The following is a 5,137-nucleotide window of genomic DNA, read 5'->3' on the forward strand; positions in this document are numbered from 1 at the left end:
TAGTAAAATCACCATGGAGTTCATGGCAGTTTGGAGTGAATGGATTTTATAGCAACTGGAGAGGAACTTATAAAGGTAGAGGAGATAAGAAGGAGAAGTATCCGTATGAGGGGATATTTGAAAGAGATAGCGATATATTAAACAGATACGTATCTTCAAATAGCAGTATGTATCAATATTTACCACAATCATTGAATTCAAGATCGGCTTCAACAACTTCAAGATCAGGATTGTTAAATACTTATGGTTTAGCTAAAACAGGTGAAGTGAATAAGCCAGTTGTTGACATGGAATTAAATGCGTCTATAAGACCTAGATCAATTGCTAAGGCTTCTCCGGCAAGTATGCCGCAAGCACCTTCAATTGTTTTACCGGATTATGAACCAAGATTAATTCCTGCACCAGTAGAACCTGATGCACCAACATTGCCTAATATTAATCCTCCGCAATTATCATTAAAAGTTGTATCAAATGGTAATGGGTCATCATTTGTAGCTATAGGACAAGCCAATAATGCGGCAATTGAAAGTGTTGCTATAACAGGAGGAGATATAAATACTGTTAGAACAGGAGATAGCTGGAATTATACTTACAATAATTATTCTGGTTCAACACCTTGGGGATCAGCTACTAACCCTTGGGGATCAGCAATACCAACTGGTGGTTCATGGTCTGGAAAATCAGGAACAGGGACAAGCAGTGGTAAGGGATTCCTTAGTACAATCAGTGGATATCCTATAATAAATTCAGGAAATATTTTATATACACAGGCATTGGAAAGTGCTTCAAGTACATTGGGGGAATTATATCACTTAGATATACATGGATTTGCTCAAAATTCATCTATAATTAATGGATTAAATTCAATCCTTGCAAATGATGAACTTGCTGCATTCAATGATGCAGTAACTAATTTAGTTGTTACACCGACACAAGCAAACGGACAAACATATACTAAGACAGATACCCATGCTTCGTTTAACTCAGGAAATATAGTTATAGAAGGTGGAAATACTTCTTTAACGAATACTTATACACATACTGGTGGAAACAAGGATCAGTTGACTGCTAATACCGGAAAGGTTATTTTTCAACCATATGAAGATGCTTCTGGTAATAGATATGGTGCTTATACAGGAGGATTTATAGTTTCTAATGATGTTTCTGGACAGTCACATAATATAATGTATAACTCAGGAACTATTGAAAACTGGACAAAAAATGCTTCAATATTCGGTTATGCCGGTTCATCTCCTAAAGCGTTGACTACTGTAAATAAAGGAAATGGAAGTTTAAAAATGTATGGACAGGATTCAGCGGGAATATACCTGTTGAAAGATGCCAGATTAAATATGGTGTTAGATAACCCTATGGAGTTTTATGGAGATAATAACGTAGGTCTTTATATTCCACAAACAGCAAGTAGTTCTAAAGTTGAAGGAGATTTTAAAGCAAATTTTGGAGCAGCAGGAGTAGGAAACCAGAAATTTACAACTACAGCAGTTAGTAATAAAACAGCAGGGAATAACATTACAAACATGGATATAAACCCTGGTGGTAGCTCAGAACTTATTGAAGGTGGATTTGGAATTTATTCTTTCGCTCCAACAAATTTAACAAAACATACTATAAATATATTCGACCAAACTGAAGGTGTAGTTGGAGTTATGCCAGGAGCAGATGTATTACTGAATCTAGGTACAGGAAAAATAACTTTAGATGGTGGAACAACTTCTAAAAATAATATTGGTATATATACTGATAATAAAGGATCGGTAAAATCTACTGGGGATATAGAATTAAAAGATGGTAAAGGAAACTTGGCAATTGTAGCAAAAGGTTCTACAAGAGCTGGTCAAACAAATAATGTGGAAGTTGGAAAAATAACTTCAACTGATACGAAAAACTCTATTGCGATTTATGCTTCAGCAGGAGCAAAAGTAGCAGCAACTGAATTAAATATATCAGGTGCTTCTATTGAAAATGATGCAAGCACAACAAATAAGAAGAATTCGGGAGCAGTATACGCAACAGGAACAGGAACAGAAGTTACTATAAATAGAGCTGCAGCACCAACAGGTGACAATATATCTATACAAGGTGTTAAATTAACAGATGCTGACAGATATGTAGGATTTGGTCTTATGGCAGCAGACCATGCTAAAATTAATGCACAAAATAATAAAATAAAAGTAACGGATGGATCAACAGGAATAGCTTCTGTAGGAGGAGCAGAGGTTAATTTATCAAACGGTTCATTAGATTATTCTGGAAATGGATATGCACTTTATGTTGATAATGGTGGAGAAATAAAGATGAATAGTGCAACTCTTACATTAAGAGGAAATTCAGTTGGATATGTAAAAGACTTGGCAGCAGGAACACAACCTATAGATACAACAGGTATGCATTTTAATATTTACTCAAATGATGCAACTGCAGTAATATTGAGAAATGCAACTTCATTAAATGTTACAGGATTACTTACGAATGTAACAGGAATAGCAGGATTACCAACAATAGGAAGAACAGATCCAGCTTCAGGAACTACTTATAATAACTTTACACTTGCAGCGATAGATGGATTGGGAGCTTATAATATCGATAAAGATGTTGATAAATCATTAGCAGTAACTGGTGGAGTAGATGCTGATGTAGATACATTTGTTAAAAGTTTAATTGTCCAAAGAGCAAAAATGAATTTAGGTGCAGGAAAAACTGTTACAGCACACCTTAATTCAAGTGATTTAACTGCAATAAAAGAATCAGCTGTTATTGGACTTGCTATGAACTCAAGTAAATTAGCGGCTTCAAATACTGAAACTCAAATAAATCTTGCTGGAGGTTCAACAGTTTCAGCAGATAGAACTGATGCAGGAACAGGAGCAGTTGGATTATTTATAAACTATGGACAAGCAAATATTAACAGTGGTGCCAAAGTTGAAGTTGAAAGAACAGCAATTAATGCAGCAAATAGTAACGCAGTTGGAGTTTACGCTGTAAATGGTTCTGATGTAGTAAATGATGGTTCAATCAGTGTTGGAGGAGATAGTTCAATAGGAGTTTTAGGACTTTCTTCAAGAGTTAAACCAGCTACAGGAGCATTAGTTGGAGATGAATTTTCAAAAGGTGCCGGAGTATATGGTAAAATTTCCGTTACAAATAACAATGCTCTGGATTTAGACGGAAAAGGATCTTACGGTATTTACGTTGAAGATAATGACACAGCAAATGTTGCTACTAACTTAGTAAATGCAACTAATGGAGCAAGTGGTGTTATTACTATGAATGGTGAAAAGGCAGTTGGAATGGGAGGAAAGAACTTCGGAGTATTGAAAAATGATGGACAAATTATTATTAATGCTGATGAAGGTGTTGGTATGTTTGGACAATCTAGCGGTTCTGTTCTAAATAACAATATTATTACAGTAGGAAATTCAAGTAGTGAAAGTAAACTAAGAGTAGGAATGTTTACTAATGACCAGGGAGTAACTTTAACAAATAATGGAACAATAAATGGTGGAACATATTCATACAATATTTATGGTAAAAATGTAACATTAGGTGGAACATCTGTTCTTAATATAGGAGATAAAGGAGTAGGAGTATTCAGTACTGCTGATGTAAATGCTTCCCCTAATATAGATATCCAAGCTGGAGCTACATTTAATGTTGGAAACAATGAAGCTGTAGGAGTATTTGTTGAAAATACACCTAACGGAATAACAATAAACGATGCTGGAAGTACAATGACAGTAGGAAATAATTCGTTTGGTTATGTGTTAAAAGGAACAAATACAACATTCAATAATACAGCAACTTCAACAGTAGCATTAGGAGATAGTGCAGTATACTTATATTCAAATGATGCAGCGGCTAATATCACAAGTAGAGCTAACTTGACTTCAAGTGGTGATTCAACTTATGGTATTTATTCAGCAGGAACAGTTAATAGTTATGGAAATATGAATTTTGCAACAGGTATTGGAAATGTAGGAATATACAGTACAAATGGAGGAAATGCAACTAACCATGGAACAATCACAGTAGGTGCTACAGATGAATCTACAGAAAGATATGCAATAGGTATGGCTGCAGGATTTAATGGTAATGCAACAACACCAGCGTTTACAGGAAAAGTTGTAAATGAAGGAACTATTAATGTAAAAGGTTCTGCTAGTATTGGAATGTACGGAACAGGGCAAGGAACAGAAGTTTATAACGGTACTTCAGCTGGGTCAACTGCGACAATAAATCTTGATTCAGATGGTGCTATAGGTATGTATCTGGATAAAAATGCAAAAGGATATAACTATGGAACAATTACAACAATTGGAAATCCTTCAGGAGTTGTAGGAATAGCAACAAAGAAGAATGCAGAATTTACAAACTATGGAACAATAACTATTAACTCAGCAGATGGAGTAGCAGCATTTAATGATGGTGGAAAAGTAATTTTACGTAACTATGGAACAGTTAATCTATTAGGTGGAGCAACTGAAGTTGGAACTCCAGAAGTAAAACCAACATCAACAGGAGCAAGAGATGTAAATATAGATGTTCCAGCAGGTTCAGCAGTAGGAACAATTTATAAAAATGGAATAGCAGTAACTCCAGATTCAGTAAATACACCACAAGGAACAAGACAAATTACTAGTTCAGGACTAGGAATGTATATGGATACTTTAGCAGGAACAAATCCTATTAATGGATTGAGATCATTAGCATTGACAGAAATGGATCTAGTTATAGGGGCTGAAGCTGCGAAAGCAACAAATTCAAAATATATTGAAGTTAGTGGAAATATATTGGATCCTTATCGTCAAACAATGTTAAATAATCCACAAATTTCAAAATGGAATATGTATTCAGGTTCTTTAACTTGGTTGGCAACAGCTAGTGCTGGTCTTCAAAATGTATATTTAGCAAAATTATCATATACAAACTGGGCAGCTGACAAAGATACTTATAATTTTGCTGATGGATTAGAACAAAGATATGGAGTTGAAGAGCTATCTTCAAGAGAAAAAGAATTATTTAATAAATTAAGTTCAATTGGAAATAATGAAGAAATATTACTGTTCCAAGCTTATGATGAAATGATGGGACACCAATATGCAAATGTACAGCAGAGAAC

The 5,137-nt window shown here is 34.8% G+C and carries 1 protein-coding gene; it reads left to right on the forward strand.

Annotation, left to right across the window (positions count from 1 at the left end; translation table 11 throughout):
* On the forward strand, nucleotides 1-5,137 hold a 5,137-nt coding region (locus HMPREF1984_RS02685; protein WP_021766344.1), incomplete at both ends, for a hypothetical protein.

It is taken from the genome of Leptotrichia sp. oral taxon 215 str. W9775, assembly GCF_000469505.1.
Taxonomy (GTDB): Bacteria; Fusobacteriota; Fusobacteriia; order Fusobacteriales; family Leptotrichiaceae; genus Leptotrichia_A.